Genomic DNA, 23,529 nt, shown 5'->3' with positions numbered 1-23,529 from the left:
CCGAAAAGATATCATAGGAATTCATATAAAAACTTTCCTGAAAAGGATTCTTATAAATGATTTCCACCGTAACCTCTCCTCCTTACCAACAGATTTCTTTCCTTTTTGGACGTTGCCGCTTAGATATCTTCATCATCTTTTTCTTTGATTTTCGAATTTGTTCTCCCATATATTCCAGAACACGAGCGGTTATTTTTTCTGGAAAGAATCCTTGTCGTTCTAACAGAATGTTCTCAATTACCCATACTTTTCTTGTGTAATACTCGTATTCTCCGCCTGTTTCATCTGCTGTCGCTTGCAAAGTATGTTCTTCTTTAGATGCTTTGTTGAGTAACTGTAAACCGTAATATGTTTGACTGCGTGCTTCTCTTACTTCCTTTAGCAACAAATACAAATCGTAAGTATGATACTGCTTCAACTCTTCTACAGACTGATGAATGTGTTCTAAGAAGAGTTGTTGTTGCATCTTAGTAAACTCAAAACGCTCACCATTTTGACAAAGCTGTAAGACACCTGTTTGTTGTTCCCGAATACGACCACCACAGAATTCACAAATTTCTTGTACAATGCCATTCTTATCAACCTGTATGGGAGTTGCACAGTATGGACAGTTCACGATTACCACACTTCCTTTCTTTTTTGATCATAGAAACAAGGATGTTTGATGAAGCAACTTATAAAATCATTTAAACCTATTATTATGAAATTAAAATTTTGGTTTTATTACCATGCTTGTCATGATTCACTTTTCCATTTTTTCTACTCTATATTTCTCGGCTACCATTCACCGTTGTTAATATTAGTATGGGTTCTCTTGGGGTTCTAAGAGCTTCTAGGTATTTATTGATATCAAACCAATATTTTTCGCCCTGCGAATGAAATTTATATCTTGGATGCTTCGTTATATCATACTTTTTATCTTTGAAGGGTTTTTTACCCAATATTTGAACGATACATTCATCACGTTCCATTGTTAATAATTCATCTTGTGTCATCAACGCTCTACCTAATTTGGAATAATTTTGTCCAAAGCTATCATTATTGGAGCGTGTTTTACTTTCGTTATAGTCATTGATTGTTTCTTTTCCAAGTTCTTCACTTAACGATTTAATGGTTGTTTTTTCTTTACTTCCTAAAAAAATAGATGTATCACAGTTACCATCAATTATGTTTGCCTTTTCTTTATAGATGTCTTTCAATTGTGCGAATGCTTGTAATATAATCGTAGCTGAAATGTTTCGTGAACGAATGGTTGCGATTAGTTTTTCGAAATTCGGAATTTTTCCGATGTTCGCGAACTCGTCTAATATAAATCTCACATGTGTAGGTAACTCTCCTTTGTATCTATCATCGGCAATTGTACATAACATATTGAAAAGTTGAGCATACATAATAGCCACAATAAAATTAAATGTTTCATCCGTATCAGGCACGACAATAAATAGTGCTGTTTTACGCCCTTTGTTTCCTAATGTATCTAGGTTTAATTCATCTTTTGATAGTAAATCACGTAGAGCAGGGATATTTAATGGTGCTAACCTTGCACCGCAAGAAATGAGAATACTTTTTGCCGTTTTTCCAGCTGCTAGTTTATATAATTGGTATTGCTTTACTGCAAAATGTGTAGGATCCTCTTTTTCTAGTTGTGCAAACATGTAATCTAACGGATTTTTATAATTCTCGTCATCTTCTTTTACCGTTGAGTAGGAAAGTAAATCCATTAATGTTCCTAGATGTTGTTCTTCTTTAGGGAATTTTGAAACAATTAAACTTAAATACGCTTGATATAATAATCTTTCAGCCTTTACCCAAAAATCTTCCCCTTTTTTTGCGCCTTCCCCTTCTGTATTTACGATAATTGTATTCACAAGTTTCAAAATATCTTGTTCGTTGTACACATAGGCTAGGGGATTATATCTCATACTTTTATTGAATTTTACAGTATTGAATACTTTAATTTTGTATTTCCCTATATTTTTTAACGCCATACCTATCTCATTTACAATTGTTCCTTTGGGATCGGTAACAACAAAGCTGGCATTCATTTGTAACATATTTGGTTTCACCATGAATCGTGTTTTACCACTACCAGACCCTCCGATTATAAGTACATTTTTATTTCGCCTTACCTTAAATGGAGCGTTTTTATCATCCAATCTAATCTTTGTATTCTGTGAAAATAGAATGTTATTATATTGGTCTTCTTCGTCATACATATCTTTTAAATCTTTTTCTACATTCCCCCACTGTGCTGAGCCATGTTCCACACCTTTTTTGTACTTCTTTTTATTCTTTTTCTTATCCCGTATAACAAATACAGCAAATCCTACTAGAAACAAGGGAACAAATAAATCAATCGTATGAAAGGACAACGGAAACGCATATAACAAATATTGTGGTTCTGAAAACAGATACTCGATCGCAATGCCTTCATTTCCTGCAAACGTCACTCTAAAGTAATAAAACAGATAATTTAAGAACATGAACAACATGACACCAAGAATCACATAGATTTTATTTTCCTTGATTTTCCCCATTTTGATACTCCTTGTATGTATGAGTCTTAGTGATAAGGAAGGGGGAGAAAACGTGCTCCCCCTTTTTTTTCCTGTCCCCAGCTTAACTAAATAAAGTTTTTAATTGAGGGACTAGTAACATTCCAATTAAAACAATACCTGCACCAGACATAAACTGTTTCATCCCCTGCGATTTTGCACCCGGATTATCATTCCCATACCCTTCTAACAAGTTGACAGCTCCCCATAATCCTAAACCAGCACCAATTAAATACACTAATTTTTGCATAACATCTACGCCATTTTTAAAAAATTCCACTTTTATTTCCCCTTTTCTTTATTCATATTTGGCAATTCATTTTTTATAAGAATAGATAATAAAATATCTATTCTATAACATTTTATCAGTGTAAGACCACCTTTTAGTAACAAGGTTGCACCGATTACAAGCAAGACGACTTGCGTCACAAGATATATGTCTAACATCGTCTATACCACCCTTTATAGATTTGGATTTTTTATTTGCACCTTCTCTTTCTGCTTTCTCTTTTTGAGAAAGAAAAAAATTCCAATCATGATACCAACCACAGCGATTCCACTACACACCATCATCCAAATTGACGTATGTTTCTCTTTCTTTTGTTCTCCTTTTTTCTCTTGTTTATATAAAAAACTATTTGCGCTATTTTTAGCGGTAGTCGGAACGATTTCTGTTATTTCTGTTGCATTCACTTGAACGGTTCTTGTATCCAGTCCTAAAAAGGTTGAACCTTTATTCACGTACCTTTCTGTATCCAAGGTAATGGTCGTATCTTGTCTCACCGCATATTCTTCATGAGCCTTTTCGTTTTCATCTATTAGTTTTATTGTTCTTCCATACGGTAGCGTGAGACTTGAAACAAATGCACCACTTTCATCTAAAAATTTGACCATGTACTTCTCGCCAATATGTTTATTTTTAAACACATATTTCGTTTCCGTGTATGCGGTAATTTTATTGCTATTTGCACTGTTTGAAGTCCCATTTTCTTTTCCCTTCGTACCATTTTGTAGAGAACCACCCAATGGATTACTTGCAACGGGATTCGCATGGTTCGTATTCGAATTTGTATTGTGCGGATCCGATTTTTGATTGTTATTTGTCGCTACACCTTTGTTGGCATTGGTATTGTCTGTTGTTCCAGTTGCTACTTGATTAGGTACTTCCGTTTTCGTTTCATTCGGGTTTTCTCTGTTGATTTTCTCTTCGTTTACTTCTTTGAAACGTTCATGTAACATCTTTTCCACTTGATCAGAAACATCCTTATCTATAATGGGGACTTTTTCAGATTCATTGATTACTTTTTCACTATTCTCCCATTTTGCATAAAGAGTGATAGAATCTCTCATATTGTCATTGCCAAATTTATTTGTTAACTCAGGATTTGTATACCAACCCATGAAAACCTTGTCTGTATGAGACAGTTTAGGCGTTTGCATCCTTTGACCTACATGCAATGTTACAGGCTCAATCTGTTCCTCTATATTCGTCACAAAGTTCACAGTGATTTCTTCTGTTGTATCGTCAATCCCATTGTTATTCAAATCCGAATAGAATTTAGCGTAATAGACACCTGTCGAATCCGTAATCTTTTTATCATCCATACCTTGTAATTTTTCTTCTACCTTTTTCCCATCACCTGTATCGACTATTTCAAACCAACCTGTAAACTTGTAATGACGATCTGGGTTTACATCGGGTAAAACATCTTTTAACTTTGCATCTTTCGTAGCGCTTTTTACTACTTCTTTTATTTGCTTATGGTTTTCTACTAAATTCCCACCCGCATCTTTCACATAAAACGTAACGAAAAGCTCCTGTTTAGTGGTTAAGACTGGTTTCATACGTAATTTTCCGTCTTTCATTTCAATCGTCCAATAACTTAACATTTTCCCGCTATTCATCTTTGGTTTCTCAAGATGCATGTCTTTATCACTCGTTACTACCATACTTTCCACTACATCATCCTTTTCATTCAGTACTTGGATCATCGTTTGAGATGGGACTTGTTCATGAAATAAAACTTTATTTTCGTAGCTCACTTTCACATAATTCCGAGCAACATTTTCATTTTCTTGTGTTTGTGTTAGATTATTTACAGTAGCAAGGACTGTTGTGTTACCTATGAAAGAAAGTGATAGAACACTACTGACTAAAACTCGCTTTGATTTTCCCCACATATCATGTATCCCTTCTGTTTAATTCTTTTTACCCTTTATTTTTGGGGGCATATGATTCAACTCCTCTTGCGCCTTGCTTAACCAATTCAAGCTAAATTCAACATGGTCCAACACCGATTCTCTTTTACTCGTATTCTCCTTATCACAAGAAGGATTTATATACTCCATAATGGCTTTTTCTACGTTGTCAAAGGGTATATTTGTTATTTGTACATTTGTTTCTTTTTCTAATTTTGCAATCATAAACCCATTCGTATAATACTCTGGCACTAGAATGGCTTTTTGATGATGGTTTAACACCATAAGTAGCAAGTTGAGTAAAAAAATATTTGTCCCTTGTTTGTCAACCAGAATATTTGTATTCTCTTCTATTTTTGTAAGGGGATATAACTTTGAAAATTCCGATTTATCAACTTGTATCTGTAACTTTTGTTCAACTTGCGCTTCCAATTGTTCATTATTCTGCGTTGGAAGCTGAAACATGTGCTTTTTTATATAGGCTTTAATCAACATTATTCATCTTCCTTATTGTGATTCGTTCTCTCATCTTCGAAATGATCTTCATAATTACCGTCTTTCATTCCTTCTTCCTCTTCATTTTGATTCTTTTTCTTGTTTTTCTTTTTCATGACTAAGAAGTAATATAACGTAACCCCAACTACAGCAATTATTAATACAATAAGTAGAAACGAATCATTGTTACTTTCTTCTTTTGGTTGTTCTAATGCTGATTGCGTATTTGCTATTGTTTTATCCGCTTCAGCTTGTTTTTGATTTGGTACATTCGGTTTCACACTTGCCCCATCTTTACTAGCTGTTGCAGTCGCTGTACCATCTAATGTTGTCTTTTTCACATCTGATAAAAAATACACATTGTTTTGGGTTTTATCTAAATCTACAATCAAGTAAAATACGTTACTATCTTTATCGGTAATTGTATAAAACGCTTTAGAACCGCTTGTTGTAAAGTCCGTTACTGTCCCTGTACCATCAACTTTTTTTCCGTTCACACTAGCAGGTGTCTGAGCTTCCACTTCTTGTTCTTTCTTTTCTCCCTTAACATCTGGTCCAGAAGGTGGCTCTCCTACTGATTTATTTTCTGTTACCTTTGGTGTTTCGGCTTTCTTTTCTTCCGCATATGCAAAGTTTGAAACACTTGCAAATAACAATGAACATATGAATACCGTTGCGAAAAACAATCGTTTAGTACGTTTTAGCATAACTTTGAGCTCCTTCTCGCATCATACTGGTATCTAGGTTACCTTCTTTCACTTCCGTTTCAACTTGGCTCTTTTCTACTTCATTACCAAGCGCCTTTAGTGCTTCATCAGGACTTACTCCTGTTTCTTGTAGGCGTTTGAACACCTCACTATATTTCAAGTTAAACAGTAGGTCCTTATCGGTAGCCAATCGACTTTTTTCTTCTTTCAAATTGTCATTTAATTTTTCAATTCGCTGTTCTCTTTTTGCAATTTTCCCCTCTAATTTTTGGATACGATCTGACAAAAAAACCACTCCTTACTACTTTTTTAAAACACATTATCTTTTCACTCTGTGAATTCCAGCAAAATGTTGTTGCCAATAGGACGTTTTCCAATTGTGATAACCAATCCCAGCACTTTGACTATCAAACATCGTATTTTCATCAATATAGAATGCAACATGGGAAATATGATCTGGTCCACCATATGTCCCTCTAAAGAAGATTAAGTCACCAGGTTGTGCTTCACTTGGCTGAATGGGTTCCGTTAGCTCATATTGCGTGAGTGCGTATGATGGTAAATCTATTCCAATTTGTTGTAATCCCCATGATGTTAATCCGCTACAATCAAATCCTTGTGTTGGATTTTTACCACCCCATACATACTCCCATCCCTGATACTTCTCAATTTCAACTAACACCTTTCGAAAATCTCCCGAAATGTTTGTACCAGGACCACCAATGTATTCACTGATTAATTCACCGTAAAAGAAGTTTCCCCCATTAATGTATTTATAAGGTTTACCTAACCTCAATGATGTTTCGTTGACATAGGACATCGTTCTTCCCGTTGTATTACCTAAACTTGGGGCTACTATCGTCCGTGAGTACTCTTCAGCTACCTCAAGGTTATACTCTCCCCCTCTTTTACCAAGCCATGTTGCGAAATAATTACCATAATTATAGGCTTGTGCTAATGCTTTCACATTATTTTCATACCCCATGTTGAAAGCTTTTAGAGCAAGCAAACATTCTTTTAAATGCTTGACACCTTGTCGAACTGACTCTTCTTCTGTTTGAAATACGTTTGGTCTATCATAACCAGCCGATTCCGACGACTGCATAATGTCGGGAGTCCCCGTTCCACCACTCTCCACCTGAATGATAGCTAACAGTAAATTTACATATGCCTCCATCCCTTGTGCGGTGGCCTCTTTTTCAACAAGTGCTCGCCATTTTTCAACTTCAGGCGATAAGTTTTTTGAAGCTCCAATGTTTCCACCCATTTGTTCTTGTGATGAAGATCCTGCACCAAACATGCCTGCAATGATTAAACAAAGCACCCCAATCAATATAATAGGTAAAACACCCGCTACTCCGCCACCCAATATGGCTGCAACCTTCGTTCCTATCATCTTTTGGATGTTTTGAAGATTAAATTTCCCTAGGCTTTTAAATAAATTAGCAATTTGATCCTTAGCGTTAGATGCAATGCTCGTAAGGGCTCTTGCCTTATTCTTGTCTCGAAGTGGCGTGTAGTACATTTTCTTTTTCATAGCTTTTTTCTTTAGGATAGTCCTAGAATCTATTTTGAGCTTTTTATCTTTAGAAAAAGGTATTAGTTTGCCTTTTTGCTTACCCATTTTTCCTAATTTCGTATTTATTTTTATTCTATTTTTAACGAGCTTTTTTGTGGCTCTAGCAATTTTTGTGGCACTTTGACTCGCTATTTTTACACCATCGTCACCTTGTTCTAACGCTTTTTGATACTTTAAAGCGCTACTTCCGGCTACATTTGTCGTTACTTTTGTTAACTTTTTCGCTGTTACTTTTGTTAGCTTTTTTACACTAGTCTTTTTATCTAGCTGTTTTAATTTTTTGAGGCTTTCAATTTTCCCTTTATCAAGTGTTTTTATATAAAACTTTTCTTGCCTTCTGTCCCTTAATTTCCAAAATCCTTTTTTAGCTAATCCAAATCCTTTTCTGGTTAATCTATAACCTTTAGTAACCCCTTGACTGGCTACCTTAACGCCATCATCACCTTGTTCTAACGCTTTTTGATACTTTGTAATACCACCTTTTAATGAATCCTTTGTAGTCTTTGCAGAAGTTTTAGCGCCATATTTCAAAGAGTTTTTTGCATCAATTAAGGATTTTTCAACTTCAGCTTTTGTAGCAATCAATGAATTTTTACCAAGTTTTCCAATAAACTGTATTCCCTTTTGGACTTTTGGATTAGCATTGAATAATTTTCTAGATTGTTTCTCGTTTTCTCTTAAAATTGACTTTTCCGTTTGGCCTACTTGTTTTTGTCGGGACATTTTTAATGCTTCTGGTTTTTTAACATCTTTGATTAGACCTTGTTGTTTCATTTTTTGATTCATATGTTGAGACTGTTTAGAAGATTGCTTTTGTAATTTTTCTTGCCCTGTTTCTTGTAAGCTTTGAAGGATACTTGTATTCTGTAAAACTTGTTTCTGCTTAGATGTTTCAAAATGGTTATCGACCCTTTGTATCGCACTTTCTGGTTGTTGAAACTCTTGGTTACCGTGCTGTAATAACTTAGAAGACTGCTTTTGTAACTTCCCTTTCCCTGTCTCCTGTTGCTGACCTTCTATAGTACTTGTAGCCTGTGAAAGTTGTTTTTGCTTGGCTGTTTCATATTTCTTATTTACTACCCGTACCGTACTTTCTTTTTGCTGAAACTCTTGGTTGCTGTGCTGTGATACCTTAGAAGACTGTTTTTGTAACTTCCCTTGTCCTGTCTCCTGTTGTGGGCTTTCTATAGTACTTATAGTCTGTGAAAATTGTTTTTGCTCGGCTGTTTCTTGTTTTTTATTCAATGTCTTTACGGTACTTTCTGGTTGATAAAATTCTTGGGTGGTGTGTTGTGACAGCTTAAAAGATTGCTTTTGTAATTTCCCTTGATCGGTCTCTTGTTGTGGGCTTTCTATAGTACTAGTAGTTTGCGAAAATTGTTTTTGTTCGGCTGTTCCAAATGTTTTATTTAGTACCTTTGCGGTACTCTCTGGTTGATGAAATTCTTGGGTGGTGTGTTGAAATAACTTAGAAGATTGCTTTTGTAACTTTTCTGGCCCAGTATCCTGTTGTGGACTTTCTATAGTGCTTATAGTCTGTGAATACTGCTTTTGTTCGGCTGTTTCATACGTCTTATTTAGTACCCTTGCGTTACTTTCTTGTTGATGAAATTCTTGGGTGCTGTGTTGTGACAGCTTAGAAGATTGTTTTTGCAATTTCCCTTGATCGGTCTCTTGTTGTGGACTTTCTATAGTTCTTGTAGTCTGTGAAAATTGTTTTTGCTTGGTTGTTTCGCATTTCTTATCTACTACATGTACCGCACTTTCTTGCTGTCGAAAGTTGCTATTTGTTTGATCAGATATTTTTTTCCTAATCAAGTTTCAGCAGCCCCTTTCATCAACCGTTTGCTTCCATTCTGAAACGTTTAATCTCCTCCGGCTTTGTTGTCATAACTGGATATAAAGAATTATTTTTAGGAAATTCATCCTTAAAGGGTAAAATAAAGCCAGAATAATAAATGAGCCCTTCTCCTTCTTTCGAGTTCGTAATATACTTCGCTTGGTAATCACTAATACCCAATTTACTTTGTAAAATGATTCGATCACTTGTTGCTTGATTTAATAAATAAACAAATTCTGTATTATCAAGGATTGTTTCAATCGCTGGACTAGATAATAAATCTTTCACGTTTTGCGTCATACCCGTTGGTATACCGCCCCATTTTCTAAATCTTTTCCAAAACTCTACACTATATTTTGCCGTTTGTTCTTCCGCTAATAATTTATGAAACTCATCCATGTAATACCAAGTCTTTTTATTTTCATTCCGGTTCTTCGTTACTTTGTTCCAAACATGATCTTGCAGCACTAACATACCTAATTCCCGTAAATTAGAGCCCAATTCTTTAATATTGAAACAAATCAAACGGTTATTCACATTAATTTTTGTCCGATGATTAAAAACATTCAATGAACCATAGACATATAATTCTAATGCGTCTGCCAGCTCTTCTCCTTCTGTTTTTTTAGTGGCTACTAAAGCCTTATATAAATCTTCCAAAATCGGTATATTTTCAGGTATTGGATTTTCAAGATAGGAACGATAAATCAAGCGAACACATTTATCTACCAGTGTTTTTTGTTTTGCGGTTAGACCCGCTTTCCCCCCTGCCACAACTTCCATCAAAGTAAGAATGAACTCCGTCTTAAATGAAATGGGATTCGCTCCTTCTGCATAGTCTAATGAAATGTCTAATGGATTAATAAAATCCTCTGAACCAACAGATACCTTAACAATCTCTCCCCCTAGCCTCTGCACAAATGGGGTGTATTCTTCCTCTGGATCACAAATTAAAATGTCATCTGTCGTTCTCAAAAAAGTATCTATCATTTCCCGTTTAGAAGCAAAGGATTTCCCAGCGCCAGGTGTACCTAGCACCAATCCATTCGGATTTTTCATGGCTTTTCTGCTCACTTGAATCAAGTTATTACTTAGGGCATTTAAGCCATAATATACGGGTTCTTGCGCTTCTTGATATAGCTCTAGCGTTGTAAAGGGCACGAATATAGCCGTAGATGATGTTGTCAATCCACGCTCTAATTCTGTTTCATTCATGTTTTCTCCCAGTGGTAACGCACTAATAAATGCTTTCTCTTGCTGTAATTTCAATTTTTTCAATGTACAATTTTGTTTTTGAGCCACCGCATGTAATTTGTAAATGGCATTCTCTAATTCTTTACGTGTGTTTTCAAACACGATCATCGTAAATGTTACATAGAAATATTTTTCATTTTCCCTCTGTAAATCTTTTAAGATTTTCCTGCTTTCTTCCACGTGCATATTTAAATCCGTCGGCAGAATGTCCATGTCATACCCGCTACGTAGCGCCTTTTTTTGTTCCTCAATTTTAATACTGTCTAAATCAGATGCTTTCGATTTCACCATTTTGACAGCTTGTTGTTGTCTTAAGTTACGAATATGCATACTCACAAGCATTTCAAGGTCTAATTCTAAAAAGTCCGCTAACACTCGGTCCGACAATTCTGTTGCCTCGATGTTTAAATGTAATGCGGCTGCATGTTTGTTGTTGACTGTAAATTCATCTGTGCGGGATTCAAAATCTATGCGCTTGGGTGCAATCCAATCTTTTGTTGTTCCACTACGTAATTGCTCTTTCGGAACGATTTCTAAGTCTTTATAATATTCCGAACTATGATTCAGCAAATAATTTATGATCGATAACCGCTCCATCCCGTTTAGATTTTCCAACCCTACCCCTAACGGTTTAAAATGATCTCTAATATTCTCTTCGATACTTGCTAAGCGTCTAACGGCATTCTTATAAGAAACATCTGTAATAGAAAAAACTAAATATTTATTTCGGACAATCCCATTATTTCCTTTCTGCCTTTGTTCCTCCAAATAAGAAAAGTATTCTTCTTGCATGACCTCAAAATCTTCAATTTTACTCCTACTTTTACTATAGGCAAGTACTTCCTCATTCTGTTCTGCACACATACGATAATTCATAAAGCAAAATTGAACTTTAATTGTATCGTCGAAAGAATTCAGCAAGGTACTATATTCGGCGAAAATCCTTTGTTTGATTTCATCTGGTGATAATTGATACGATATGTCCGAAAAACGAATCATTCTGTTATATACGTTCTTTCCAACATAACAAATCCCATTCGGGTACATCTTGTTGTAATGTAATGTTTCTTGTGTCGTTTTTCTTTTGGGTCGCTTCGAATCAACGAGTTTTTGCAACATTTGAAACAGGTTTTGACGTTCTAATCTTGCGCTTTTCATTCAACATATTCCTTTCTTTTGCTACTATAGCGTTCCGTTTCGATACTTGAAAAGTTCTTTTCCGTGGGTTCAGAAATGTATATTCTACATACAACTTCAGCCACGTTTCAGCTGGCATACCATCTTTGGTAAAAATGGTAGCGAAAAGGACTGGACTTGCTGTAAGGAAAAGACCAAATAAAGCAACATCCACACTCACCTTTTTCAAGATAAAAAATACCGGTAACCCAACTGCTAACGTGATAGAAAATCCGATTAGTTGTCTTTTGGTTAAACCGAAAAACAATTTTGACTTGATATGCTTTAACTCTTTGGGAATAGATACAACGAAATTGTTATTCATTCTTATCTAGCCCCTTCCTTAGTGCACCCGGCATCTCTTTCAAAAATCTGAATTCCTCCATACATAGAGCTCCTTGCCATGATTTTTTATTAGGGAACATGATTTTTAAGAAAATAAACAGTAAGAAAAATGTCCAAATCGCAAGAAGCACTATTATCACTACACCGAGTAAACTCACCATCTTTAATTCATCTGATACAACATGATTTGTGGTATATTCGTATAGGTCATAGGTGTGTGTTGCCAGTAAATGTAACTCAATCGCTGTTCCAATCCAAGTTACGAGTGAAATAACACCAAACGTAATCAATACTTTTTTATGTTTCCTAGCCCATCGCTTCATCTACATCACCCCCACTACAGATTTAGCAAGTGTATGCGTCTTCGTGAGCGACAAGACTAAAATCCCCATCGAAATGACCATCAACACCAATCCGAATAATCCCGTTCCTTCTGTCGCTATTAAACCACTTGCTTTCTCGAGTAATCCAGCATATACGATTAAACAAACCAACATGAAATAGCCCTGTAGCATAAGCGCTAATAAATGTTTCACATATGTCTGCCCAATATTCCCAATCCATTCTCGATTCAAAAACGTTGCAAACGGAATGGGCGCAACTGAAATGTAAAGCAGAATGGTAACCATACGACTCCACGCTACCAAATAGATAATACCACTCATAAGAAATGTTACAATTAAAACAATCGCAGTCACAATCCACATCGATATCGCTGTCCCTACCGCTCCTTCTTCCATAGAATCCACAAGATTTTTCGCGATAGAAGCGGGTATCTGCAAGGTGGAAGCGGGCACTTTATCGGTTATCCATTTCCCAAGGTCGAATACCGCTAGTGTGATGTCAAACGCATTACTTAATAATAAGATCATTCCACTGGTTTTTATAATTAAAAACAGTAATTGTCCCGTCTCAAAATCTCCACCACGATTTTTTTCAACTACCAATTGATAGAGTTCATAACAAAACACATAGGTTAAAATCAGCCCTGCAACGGGCAAGATGGCGGTATCTGATATCACTCTAAGATTCTCAACAATGGTTTGTGAAAATTCTGTTGGTGTTTCTGACACATTTGTTTGAACAGTATCCACACTTTTTTGAAACAATTCCGCAGTCATAGTAAGGAAACTTTCGGTACTATCTCTAAACATCTTAAAAAGCAAATCTGTGATACCTTTTATAATATCGTCTAACATTCATCCACCTCGTTTAATTCACATCGATATAAACAAGTTTGTTTGTTTTATTTAGTTTTTGAACAACCTTGAGTTGTAAGCTTTTGTTCTTCGCATATTGATTTGGAATCGCTAGTGCTACCTTTCCTGTGGGTTCAAAAGTCGATTTCGCTCTATAATTGGCAGTCATATATCTTTGCTGGTAATCTACAAATTCATTCTCACTCGCTACTTCATCTTCACCGATAACAAGTCCCGAACCTGTATTTAATACATACCCTTTAAATGGATCGTGTCTAGCTTTTTCACTGATTTCATGTTTCATATGAATGATGAGCTGTTTATAATCTTTTTTGAGCTTTATATTATTTTTGCTTATATAATCGTTATACTTCTCCCGTAATTCTAACTCTGATGACTCATCAAAATCTTTCAGTTCAACATGCGTAATACTCCGTGTAAAGGTAACGATTTTCCCCTCAATATTATAGTTGTTATCTTCCAAGATAGGCACTGGCAAGTGCACTGCGTCATTTTTTTTAACACTTTTTATTGATGTCTGTTCTGTGACACGATTGTCCTTTGGTCCACTACAAGCCCCTAACAGAGAAACTGATACGAGTATGCATACTGCTGTTTTTGTTAACCGCAGTTTCATCCCCTCCTCTTTATTTGTTACCGTATCCGCCGAAAGCATGCACCTTCCTACCGCCTTGCGCTACGCTACAGTTGCTACACCCGTTGTTTGCAAACATTTCCTGCTCGCAAGCTCACGATAAATCTTCACAAACAACAGGTTCATATAACATCCCTTTTCTTTCACCATAGACTCCTTAGCGTAATTACGATAGATTCGGTTTCTTCTTTTGTGCAAGTATTTCTTGCAACCTTTTCCATTCTTCTTCGAATGTTCCCTTGGGGTCTATCATATATACCTCTCCTCGTTGCGTAACAAGGTCATACATCAACTCTGTATACTTCTGTTGTCCCATACCCCTAAGTGCTCTCGTTTTCATATTTTCTGCCCTTGTACATGTTCATCTAGAATTTGTAGCGTAAGATGCATCGCTTCCTCAGGAATCTGCCCATCAAACCGCTTCATAACTCGGTAAAATGGATGACTCTCATGTAATACATCCATAATATGAGAGCGTATATAGGGGTTCTTTTCCATTTGTGTGAAGAACATTTGCAAATCAGCTAAAAATCCCTTTTCTTTCGGAAACATACGCAGATACAGTATCGTACTTGCTAAAAAATCTACCACCGTGTCTTTCCAAACACTCGTCTGTTCCACAGCCTGATATGTCTTACTAGAAACGACCAAGTCTTCTGCATATCGGTTTAACTCTTTCATTAAATTGAACTTTTTACCTCTCCCCGGTTTCCCAAGGATTAATCTATTTTTCTTCCCTTCCGCTCCCACCATAGGTAAAGTCAACGGATTGATGTACATCCCCTCTATACTTGGTGTCAAAAACATGTTTAAATACCCCTTTCATCGTTTTATTTTTTTATATCGTTAAACAGAAATATAAAGTATTATTAACAAGCAGATTCATCTAAGTCTATATGGAAATCAAATATTTCCATCACTGCTTTAGGCACTTCTATAAAACTCGCAATGATTTTAATACCGCATGCCTGAAGCTCCTCTAGCAGCTCCATCAATTCTTCGGGGTTCTGAGCATACCATCTATTTCCTTCGTCTATACATACTACATCTGAGTGTAAACAGGTTTCTCGTTCTTTCGCACCCAGTACTGCGGAATCTTGTGAAGAAAGACAAATGACTTCTACAGCGCCTACCTTCTCCCCATACGCTCGATATTCTCCATCGCGATCCAGAATCGTCACTTTGTTACTTATTCGGTTCTGATGGGATATGAACTGTTTCATGACCAACGTTTTCCCTTTACCCGCTCCACCACTAACCAGAATATTCCCTCTATCTGAAAATTCAGTGTTTTTATGGTGCATACCATGTTCAAGGAGCATTGCTGTTAGTGTGTCGATTATCCCATTCCTTATTTTATATCCTGAAGAGGCCAGTATCCTAAATATGTGATAAGATGGGTGATTCTCCTCCATTGACTTCATACATTCTGTTATATATTCCTCTTGTTCCTTTGCCATTTGTAGAAAATCTACAGTTTGTTTTACATCCACGTACAAGAGTTCTCCACTCTTTTTTTGCATATACATCATACAGCCTGCTAATAATTCGATAGCGGCTTCTACCCAAAACCCTTCTTGTTCTCTTGGTTTAACAAAGGTTCTCGCAATTGCCATTGCCTGACTATATTCAGAAATTTCACTTCGATTCATTCCCATTGCTTCCCCAGATTTCCCAACTACCAATTGATTACACCGCATTTTTCTCCCTACTTTCTATTTGTTATTGAAAATCAGGTATTCTCCCTACCGATTTAGCACTTTCTCGGTAAAATAAGTACAACTTTGTGCAGAATAATTATCCCGATTATCAAATAGCTCTCGGTAGTGCACCATCATGTCCATCCATTCTTCTTTTGAAATTTCCTGCGCCTCAGCATAACCGATCCCTACAGCTTTGGCATACGAATCAATTGTCCATTCTATGGTATAACCACTACCTTTTAATAACTGCTGATTCCGTTCAAAAGATAAAATTGTTTCTTTGTCAAACGAACATCTGACTAAATCTGTTAGATAACAAGTTGCTCCATTTTTCAAGAGCAGACGTTGGTCTGTCAATTCCTTTCCTTCAAACAATCGCTCCTGTCCATTTTCATCAAATACTTGAAACAAAACATCGACACTCATAGAGCTCACGTCTTCTCCTTTATTCACAATTGGTTCGTTTGGTATGAATACATAGTCATACCCTAATCGATATTTCACCACTATACTTCATCCTTTCTTTGAATATCCCTCTTACATAATAAATGAATAAAAAAGAAATAAAGATTCTAAATGAATGTGTACTTACTAAAAATTAAGTATATAATGTATATTAAACCTACTTTTTAACTTTATAATATGTTGGTTCAAAAAGATGGTTTATAGGCTTATTTAATAAATCAGCAATTTTTCGGGCACGCCCAGCATTAACACCCGATTGCCCTTTTTCAATCGCTCGAAATACTTCTACATTAATACCTAATTTTTCTGAAATTTTACGTATAGAAAGGTTTTGAGATATACGTTCTAAATATAACATTAAGGTTCTCCTTCCATTTTTTAATGACATTTTAAGAGTCTTTTCAAATACTATAATATCACTTTTAAGGTAAAAGTCAACTTAAAAAGTTGTTTTTTGCCTTAAAAGTGAAAAAACTTTAAGAAAGAGGTTTTTTTATGACTGCAAGTAAATTTGGTGCTCATGTTAAAATTTTACGTTTGGAAAAACAATGGTCTCGTAAAGAGTTAGGGGAAAGAGTTTATGAAACTACAGGAGTTAAATTTGCTATAAGTAGTCTTTCAAACTGGGAAAATAATGGTGCAGAACCTCCCTACAATGTTTTAATGGGATTAGCAAAAATATTTGGTGTTAGTGTTGATTTTTTGATCGGATATTCAGACGAATTTCCATATAAAGAAATAGATCTTGAAACCCAATCCACACCTTCAATCGAGCTCTCAAATTCCAAAGTGGAAAACTCTCCCACTATAAATCAAACCTCTAACGATGTGTGGCGAATCCCTGATGAATTGCAAGAGGAACTATCCTCTTTACCTGTCGAAAAACGTGAACTTTTAAAGAGTCAATTAGATGAGTTTCTAATTTTCCTTAACTTTAAATATGAAAAATTCAAGAATGATTGTCAGTTTGAATATGACCGTTATCAAAAATACCTTAAATATGAAATAAAAAACGCTAGTCAAACTGACTAGCGTTTTTTATTTCATATTTAAATGACAATATTGCTATTTTTCAAAAATAGTTATAAACTAATAGATATAGAATTTCATTTTTGGTATAAATATCTAGCAATTTCTAAATATATTCATAAAAAAACAAAACCCCACCACCTAGTTTTTAATTGGCTCAAAGTTTGGCGACTAGACCAATTAAAAACTCCAAAAGATAGGGTTTTAATTCACACTAAAAGTATATTTGATTTTCTTTAATATCATACTTGATATTAAAATTATATCATAACACATATACAATGTGAATATAAAACCTCTGTTTTTCCGGTTAATTTACGGTGGGAAAAATAGGAGGGTTTTTCTGTGCTAAAAAGTACTGAACATGTAACTGCAAATGATTTTACAAGCGGCGTTCAAATTGGTACAAACTCAGTTCAAACACATATACGATTTAGAAAGAATAATACACCATCCAAATTCCTCATGCATGGGCCTAAGTTTTTTGATGAGCTTCGTATATATTTAATCAAAAATAACGAGCTTGGAGAATATGCTTTGCCTTCATCAGCATTAGCCACTTACATTTTACTTCACTATAAGGTAAATGATTTAGGGCGACTTCCTCGCGATTTTAAACTATCTATTATCGCGAACGAATCCGATATCCCCTATACAACTATTCATACAGGTTTCCAAGCTTTACTTCATTCTGGGCTTGTTAGAGAAATTTTTATTAACGGAAAAATTCCAGTTTATGAAATTTGCAATTATGCAAGATTAAATCGTACAGCAAAAGAAACAAAAGATAATGATGGAAAACTTTCATATTTTCGAATCCCTAACTTATTGTTAGAGACTTCTATTTTAAAAGAGTTAGTTTCCCATCGTGACAGCAAAGGTATCATTGAACTTTTAAATCTATGTAATAATTTCACTCGTGAACTTAAATTTAAGAGTAAAGATTCCATTGAAAAATACACGTTACCTCGCAACATGGACGGCTTAAAGAAACGTTTAGGGCGAAATGCAAAAAAAGTTCGTAACTACCTAGAGATTATTTTACCAATCTTTAAATTTGATGCTGCTGCAAAAAAGGTTAGAAACCCACGTAAAGGGCGGATAGCACGCATACGTGAAAAAATCCAACAAATTGTTATCACTCAATTTACAGTTAACATCAATTCTGCATGCGTGATTGAAAATGATCGAGCTGAAATTAGACAAACAGAAGCTAAAATGCGTAAAGAAGCAACAGCCCGTCTTGAATCCATTGGCATAGCATTAACTACTAAAGATCGTAAAGACATTGTTGTTTCTTATAAAGGAGAAGTATCACGAATCGCTACATATATTAAAAACAAACAACTTCGTGATGATTTTATGACGTATACCATGAGTTATGCAATGGATCAATGTGAAAGTTTCTTAGCACTTGGAGAAAAAATAAAATCACTTGGTGGCATGATACGAGCAAAACTGCGTGAATCGTTTATTCCATGGGCGGAACGATATTTAGACGATGATACGCGTCATGCACTTGTACTGGAACTCATTTCTCATGATATTGATGTACCTGATGCATTCCGACTTACTTAAATTAAAAAAACGAATAGATTATGAGCCTTGTTCAAAAAAATCACTAAAGACAGGGCTATTTGTCATGTTGAAATAAAATAGACAATCTTTCTATTATCCTATAATTCTAAAAAACAGTAGGTTTGATTTATCTTCCCCTACTGTTTTTTTGTACTTCCATATGCTTAATTACGTCTAAACACTTGTGGGTTTGTTAATAATTTAATAATTATATTGTGTAAAACTTATTAAGTTATTTTAAAGCATGTTTAGAACTGTATAATATGTAACTGTATTTATGGAAAAGTTAGTATTACGATTTAAATTTTCAGACATTCCCCCCATCCTTAGAGCCACAGGGGATTTCACCTTCTTCTCTTTATCTATATAATATTTGTATTTTTTATATTTATATTGAAAAATTCATATCATAATTGAAGTTAATACTTATTATATGGATTTACACATAAACAAATGAAAAATAAAATTAACCACTATTTTTTCATCGTAATAATAAGACTTCGTGTCTAATAAAAAGATTCTACGATTTTTTAATGTAAATAATTCATAAATACGCTAATTATCATGTACACTTGCTGTAGAACAAATAGGAGCTTTATATTCCTTATACCAACTATAACGAGCAAATCCCCCCATTTCACTTGAGAATCATATAAGCTACTCCGTAGGGCAGTATTATCAATTAAAACGCAGGGAGTCAAACCTAAATTTATTTCTTGTAGAATTTGCTTATAGATCAATGGAATACCTTCGTTGCGAAATCAAGTATCTACACGTGAAAAAGTAGAGATATGAGGAACACAAGAAAGACTACAGAATGTATGAAATGAAGAATATTGATATAAAAATCAAGTTAACTTTTTAAAGTATCCATCTGGAATATAGCTTTCAAGAAAAAACATTTCAACAAATCTTTTTTATATATAGCTGAACAACCTGTAAAAAGCGGAACGCCTCTAATTTCTTAAATATTATAGACTAGTTATATAAACTTTAAATAATATGATTTTAATATGAAATTAGTTCCAAGAAATATAAACACATAATGGTTTTATGAATAGAAATTCGGGTAAGGGTATTTATCAACAAAAATAATATTAATTTCATATTATTTTTGTTGATAAATTATTTATAGCGTGTTTAAATATAATTATCTTAAGTTTAAATAATATCAATTTTATACTATATTAATATGAAATCGAAATGGAGGATGTAAAAATGGAACAAACACAAGTATTAGATATGTTAGCTATAAATGTTGAGGCTGATTTGGGAAATAGTAACTTGAAAATTTTTGTGAATAATGAATATGTCACCGTTCCTAATGTGTTTAAGCGTGTACATGGGGCTATTGAATCTTACGAACCAGACATAGATAAAAATGTAATGAACCTATTGGATGAGTTATATGTCCATATTACAAGTTGTGCGATTGAACGGGATGGAAGTTTTTTAGTTGGAGAACGAGCGATGAAAAAAGGAAGACCCAAAGGGATGAATATTGATTATGGTAAAAAGCACGCAGAAGATTTGCCTATAATTAGTGTTTTAAGTGTTGTAGCTGCAAAAGTTATTCAACAAATCTATAAAGAGAAAAAAACATTGCCTAAGGTATTGTCATTAAATGTAGATTTGATTACTGCAATTCCAGCGAGTCAGCATACACCGGATACAGCTAAGATGCTATCCAATCGTTTTCAGGAAAAAGAACATGTTGTTATCGTGTATGTAGGAGGAGAAAAGGTAACAGTACAAATAGAATTTTCTCGTGCGCGTGTTACAAAAGAAGGCGCAACCTCATTATTTGCTATGATAGATGGGGAACAAGATATGTATAAAGAATTTCAAAATTTATACCAAGAGAAATTAAAAGGAATAGAAGTGACCGGAGAATATTTTACAAATAAAAAAATATTGCATGTGGATATCGGTGACGGTACAACAGAATATATTTATACGATTAATCAAAAGCCTGTTTTAGGAAATTGTACAGGAGAAAGACAAGGTATTGGGCATGCGTTGGAAAAAGCGTGCAAATTATTAAATAAAAAACGTGATACAAATTATAATAGGCATCAATTTGCTCAAATTGTTCTTCATGATAATAAAGATCAAGAAGATGCGCAAGGTTTCTTGTATGAAACGAGATATGAAGAATCTGAATCTATTATTGAAAGTGTTGAAGAAAAATACAATGAAGAAACAGCAGGTCAAGCGGAAATTATTGCAGTGTATGGTGGTGGTAGTATTGGATTACGAGCGGAGTTCTATAATAAAATATTGAAGTTTTGTGATAAACGAAACATTTTGTTGTTCTATGTACCAGAAAAATATGCAATTACAATGAATCCGTTGGGTATGAATAAATTGCGCAAAGCTATGGATAGTAAATAATAGTGAACAAACGATTATTTAGATTATAAAGTAGGTGGATAAATGGCACGGGAAAAAGAAAAAGTAACCTATAATTGGAACTATAAAAAAATTAAAGATGAGCCTCTTTTTTCAGAATGGCTAGCTAATCAAAGTAATATAGCAGGTACTTTAAATACATTAGCACAGTTTTCAATTAGATTATTAGGTACAAATGATGTAGAGCATTTTGACTCTCAAAAAAAATTAGCAGAATTATTATTAAAACAAGATGAACAATTTATTTCTGCAATTGTGAGTATATTATCTAATCAGACTGTTTATGATAATAATTTAATACTGCACAATTCAAGGAACGATATAGAATCGCATATAGATAACCAAGTGAAGGTGGCATCTACTTTAGAAGAGGGAATCATTAAACAAAAAGAAAGTAAGGATGTAAATAAAGAAATAAATGAAAAAGATTTCTTTTGATAGTATGTCAAGCGATAAAAGACCAAATTGGCATCCGGATATTACATGCTTTATTTTCCACAGAAAAAATATAAAAAAGAGTAGGATTTTTGATCCTACTCTTTTTTATATAAGAAATATAGGGAATTTTTGTATTAACCAGCATCTCCATGTGATGAAACTTTTGCAAAATTTATTTTTGCAGAAACCATCTGTATATTATCTGAGGGAGGAAAAGAGGAGAATTGCCACAATAAACAAATAGAAAATAATCCTATTAAAGTCATTTTTGTGAGTTTCATTTTAATAACTCCTTTTGTTTTAGTTTTTCAGCTGCGATATAAGCAGAACGGAAATATTTGCTCGAATTTTTAAAATCTTCAAGTTGATAAAATATATTAGCAAGAGTTTCACTATATTCTTTAACATAGCTAAATAAACCTTCTTCTTCAAAATATAATATACCGTCGGAAATAATTGTTTCTAGTTGATTTATTGAATCTTTATTATTCAATGATTTTAAAATTTGAAAATGGTGTATATATTCTATATTTTTTAATTCTAAACAGAAATTCAAACCCACATCTATAACTTCTAATGCTTTTTCATATTTTTGAAGTTTATAATTTTCTTTGGCTAGAATAAATAAAGCCTTATAATGATCGTGTTGCTTTGTTAGAACTTTAGAGGCCTGTTCAATAGCCAAAATAGAGTTACCTATTTCAGAATATAAAAACCCTAAATTATGAGTAGTTATTATTATACCCTTGTTATTTTTTAATTCGCTGAACATAGATTGAGCATTTTTAAGATATTCTTCTGCTAAATCATATTTCTTTTCATGTATATTAATAAGCCCTAACAAATTTTCGCAGAATGCAAGTGATAACGTACTTTCAATATTTTTTTGGAAAATACTTTTAGCTTTTGAAATATGCTGGTTTGCTAAATTCATTCGGTCTCTATAACAGTAATAAATGGATAAGTGATAATAAAATTCTGCTACTTCTAAATCATCATGAATTGATAATAAGAGTTGCTCTGCTTGTTTATAATGATTTTCAGCTTCATTAAAATGTCCGATAGTTTGAGCGTGAATTGCTTTGAAAAAATGATAGTAGTAGCTAAAATAGTCTTCTTTTGAAGAGATAGCTTCTAAGTTATCAATATTTTCAAAGCTATCATTCCTGATAACTAAGTTGCTGATTAAATAATTATGACGAAAATTGAGTAGAGAGTAATAAAAGTATAAATTTTGTTCTTGTTTATAGTAATCTACATATTCGTCACTTTGTTGTTTGAGTTTTTTTGCACTTGAAACATCACGAGAGCGAATAGAGATATACCAATCGTTTAATGTTTGTATTAAAAATTCTTGCCCCTTGAGCTTAACGTGCATATAGTCCTCCCCTTACATTAATAATATTACGGATTGTTTTTTAACAATTACTATAACTATTATGGTGGGAAATTATAGTAAATATTGTATTGATGTGTTGAATACATTGATGGAATTAATATATTCAACTTTCTGATTTTTTTGTCATTTAAGATTTGTATATTTGATGATAGCAAAAAAAATATCGTTTTTGAATGGGTAAACCAACTTTCTCAACATCTCTAGAAATTTTTTTGTTGAGGGATTGACCGCAATGTTCCCCGTTTACATTGAGATCCAAAAGCAGTATAAAAAAATCCGAACATCGTTTGGTAAAGGAAACGGAAAAAAATAGCCTAAAATATATAGATTAGTATGTATAGTAGGATGGTTGTTCCGAAAGAAATATTTGAATTTTCTATCATTATTATAGCAAATGTTGAGAAAAGAAAATATGTAAATATGCATATCCAAGATTTATCAAAAAACGTGGATTTTTCGTGTACAACTTTAGTTTTCCTCTATTTCATCATATATATCTAA

General features: G+C 34.0%; 25 protein-coding genes and 1 pseudogene. 4 read left to right on the top strand and 22 right to left on the bottom strand.

Annotated features, from left to right (window positions below):
* Window positions 1-82: 82 nt before the first annotated feature.
* The 19 genes from MHI28_RS35325 to MHI28_RS35235 form a co-directional block, all read right to left on the bottom strand.
* Window positions 83-616, bottom strand: coding sequence for a hypothetical protein (locus MHI28_RS35325; RefSeq protein WP_277547468.1), 534 nt, complete (start codon window positions 614-616; stop codon window positions 83-85).
* Window positions 617-764: 148 nt separating this feature from the next.
* Entirely contained in the window at window positions 765-2,537 is a 1,773-nt protein-coding gene (locus tag MHI28_RS35320; RefSeq protein ID WP_134208725.1) for a VirD4-like conjugal transfer protein, CD1115 family, read from the bottom strand.
* Window positions 2,538-2,619: 82 nt separating this feature from the next.
* On the bottom strand, window positions 2,620-2,835 hold the full coding sequence (locus MHI28_RS35315; protein WP_078186799.1) for a Maff2 family mobile element protein: 216 nt from the start codon (window positions 2,833-2,835) through the stop codon (window positions 2,620-2,622).
* Between the two features lie 2 nt (window positions 2,836-2,837).
* A complete protein-coding gene (locus MHI28_RS35310) occupies window positions 2,838-3,002 on the bottom strand; it encodes a hypothetical protein (protein WP_166669646.1) in 165 nt (54 codons plus the stop codon).
* A gap of 15 nt (window positions 3,003-3,017) precedes the next feature.
* The gene (locus MHI28_RS35305) at window positions 3,018-4,736 is read right to left on the bottom strand and encodes an InlB B-repeat-containing protein (RefSeq protein ID WP_340829370.1); all 1,719 of its coding nucleotides are present in this window, start codon (window positions 4,734-4,736) and stop codon (window positions 3,018-3,020) included.
* 18 nt (window positions 4,737-4,754) lie between these two features.
* Window positions 4,755-5,249 (bottom strand): hypothetical protein, encoded by a 495-nt coding sequence (locus MHI28_RS35300; protein ID WP_078186797.1) that lies wholly within the window; start codon window positions 5,247-5,249, stop codon window positions 4,755-4,757.
* Window positions 5,249-5,956, bottom strand: a complete 708-nt coding sequence (locus MHI28_RS35295; RefSeq protein ID WP_197263144.1) for a CD1107 family mobile element protein — start codon at window positions 5,954-5,956, stop codon at window positions 5,249-5,251. Before MHI28_RS35295 ends, MHI28_RS35300 begins: the two co-directional genes overlap by 1 nt.
* Complete coding sequence (locus MHI28_RS35290) at window positions 5,940-6,251, bottom strand: hypothetical protein (protein ID WP_277547459.1); 312 nt, start codon at window positions 6,249-6,251, stop codon at window positions 5,940-5,942. The genes MHI28_RS35295 and MHI28_RS35290 overlap by 17 nt, the downstream gene beginning before the upstream one ends.
* A 24-nt stretch (window positions 6,252-6,275) precedes the next feature.
* Complete coding sequence (locus MHI28_RS35285; RefSeq protein ID WP_340829360.1) at window positions 6,276-9,353, bottom strand: lysozyme family protein; 3,078 nt, start codon at window positions 9,351-9,353, stop codon at window positions 6,276-6,278.
* Window positions 9,354-9,372: 19 nt separating this feature from the next.
* Complete coding sequence (locus tag MHI28_RS35280; protein ID WP_078186794.1) at window positions 9,373-11,787, bottom strand: VirB4-like conjugal transfer ATPase, CD1110 family; 2,415 nt, start codon at window positions 11,785-11,787, stop codon at window positions 9,373-9,375.
* Window positions 11,729-12,130: a PrgI family protein gene (locus MHI28_RS35275; protein ID WP_078186793.1), complete on the bottom strand. Its 402-nt coding sequence runs from the start codon at window positions 12,128-12,130 to the stop codon at window positions 11,729-11,731. The genes MHI28_RS35280 and MHI28_RS35275 overlap by 59 nt, the downstream gene beginning before the upstream one ends.
* Window positions 12,123-12,473, bottom strand: a complete 351-nt coding sequence (locus MHI28_RS35270; protein WP_078186792.1) for a hypothetical protein — start codon at window positions 12,471-12,473, stop codon at window positions 12,123-12,125. Before MHI28_RS35270 ends, MHI28_RS35275 begins: the two co-directional genes overlap by 8 nt.
* Entirely contained in the window at window positions 12,474-13,349 is an 876-nt protein-coding gene (locus MHI28_RS35265; RefSeq protein WP_078186791.1) for a VirB6/TrbL-like conjugal transfer protein, CD1112 family, read from the bottom strand.
* A 13-nt stretch (window positions 13,350-13,362) separates the two neighbouring features.
* The gene (locus MHI28_RS35260) at window positions 13,363-14,025 is read right to left on the bottom strand and encodes a hypothetical protein (RefSeq protein WP_307838769.1); all 663 of its coding nucleotides are present in this window, start codon (window positions 14,023-14,025) and stop codon (window positions 13,363-13,365) included.
* 145 nt (window positions 14,026-14,170) lie between these two features.
* Window positions 14,171-14,344 (bottom strand): hypothetical protein, encoded by a 174-nt coding sequence (locus MHI28_RS35255; protein WP_340829349.1) that lies wholly within the window; start codon window positions 14,342-14,344, stop codon window positions 14,171-14,173.
* Window positions 14,341-14,811 (bottom strand): hypothetical protein, encoded by a 471-nt coding sequence (locus tag MHI28_RS35250; RefSeq protein ID WP_078186790.1) that lies wholly within the window; start codon window positions 14,809-14,811, stop codon window positions 14,341-14,343. The genes MHI28_RS35255 and MHI28_RS35250 overlap by 4 nt, the downstream gene beginning before the upstream one ends.
* Window positions 14,812-14,873: 62 nt before the next feature.
* Window positions 14,874-15,704 carry a hypothetical protein gene (locus MHI28_RS35245; protein ID WP_134208723.1) on the bottom strand — a complete coding sequence of 277 codons (831 nt, stop codon included), beginning with the start codon at window positions 15,702-15,704 and terminating at the stop codon, window positions 14,874-14,876.
* A gap of 45 nt (window positions 15,705-15,749) precedes the next feature.
* Window positions 15,750-16,214 carry a hypothetical protein gene (locus tag MHI28_RS35240; protein ID WP_197263077.1) on the bottom strand — a complete coding sequence of 155 codons (465 nt, stop codon included), beginning with the start codon at window positions 16,212-16,214 and terminating at the stop codon, window positions 15,750-15,752.
* A gap of 115 nt (window positions 16,215-16,329) precedes the next feature.
* Entirely contained in the window at window positions 16,330-16,530 is a 201-nt protein-coding gene (locus MHI28_RS35235; protein ID WP_023523648.1) for a helix-turn-helix domain-containing protein, read from the bottom strand.
* Window positions 16,531-16,667: 137 nt separating this feature from the next.
* On the opposite strand from MHI28_RS35235, the gene MHI28_RS35230 reads away from it, so the two are divergent.
* Entirely contained in the window at window positions 16,668-17,204 is a 537-nt protein-coding gene (locus MHI28_RS35230; protein ID WP_197263076.1) for a helix-turn-helix domain-containing protein, read from the top strand.
* A gap of 342 nt (window positions 17,205-17,546) precedes the next feature.
* Window positions 17,547-18,779: a hypothetical protein gene (locus tag MHI28_RS35225; protein WP_197263075.1), complete on the top strand. Its 1,233-nt coding sequence runs from the start codon at window positions 17,547-17,549 to the stop codon at window positions 18,777-18,779.
* Window positions 18,780-19,337: 558 nt separating this feature from the next.
* Here MHI28_RS35225 and MHI28_RS35220 read toward each other — a convergent pair.
* Window positions 19,338-19,740: pseudogene (locus MHI28_RS35220) on the bottom strand (ISNCY family transposase); the annotation flags it as partial.
* Window positions 19,741-19,997: 257 nt separating this feature from the next.
* On the opposite strand from MHI28_RS35220, the gene MHI28_RS35215 reads away from it, so the two are divergent.
* Together MHI28_RS35215 and MHI28_RS35210 are read left to right on the top strand one after the other, a co-directional pair.
* Window positions 19,998-21,173, top strand: a complete 1,176-nt coding sequence (locus MHI28_RS35215; protein WP_078186785.1) for a ParM/StbA family protein — start codon at window positions 19,998-20,000, stop codon at window positions 21,171-21,173.
* Window positions 21,174-21,215: 42 nt separating this feature from the next.
* Complete coding sequence (locus MHI28_RS35210) at window positions 21,216-21,629, top strand: hypothetical protein (RefSeq protein ID WP_078186784.1); 414 nt, start codon at window positions 21,216-21,218, stop codon at window positions 21,627-21,629.
* Window positions 21,630-21,763: 134 nt separating this feature from the next.
* Here the strand turns inward: MHI28_RS35210 and MHI28_RS35205 are convergent, their stop codons facing one another.
* Together MHI28_RS35205 and MHI28_RS35200 are read right to left on the bottom strand one after the other, a co-directional pair.
* Window positions 21,764-21,910 carry a hypothetical protein gene (locus MHI28_RS35205; RefSeq protein ID WP_176116579.1) on the bottom strand — a complete coding sequence of 49 codons (147 nt, stop codon included), beginning with the start codon at window positions 21,908-21,910 and terminating at the stop codon, window positions 21,764-21,766.
* Entirely contained in the window at window positions 21,907-23,007 is a 1,101-nt protein-coding gene (locus MHI28_RS35200) for a response regulator aspartate phosphatase (RefSeq protein ID WP_197263074.1), read from the bottom strand. The genes MHI28_RS35205 and MHI28_RS35200 overlap by 4 nt, the downstream gene beginning before the upstream one ends.
* Window positions 23,008-23,529: the final 522 nt, after the last annotated feature.

The organism is Bacillus sp. FSL K6-0268, assembly GCF_038005425.1.
Lineage (GTDB): Bacteria > Bacillota > Bacilli > Bacillales > Bacillaceae_G > Bacillus_A > Bacillus_A thuringiensis_S.
The sequence above is the reverse complement of the archived record's forward strand: the minus strand, read 5'-3'. Positions and strand labels throughout refer to the sequence as shown.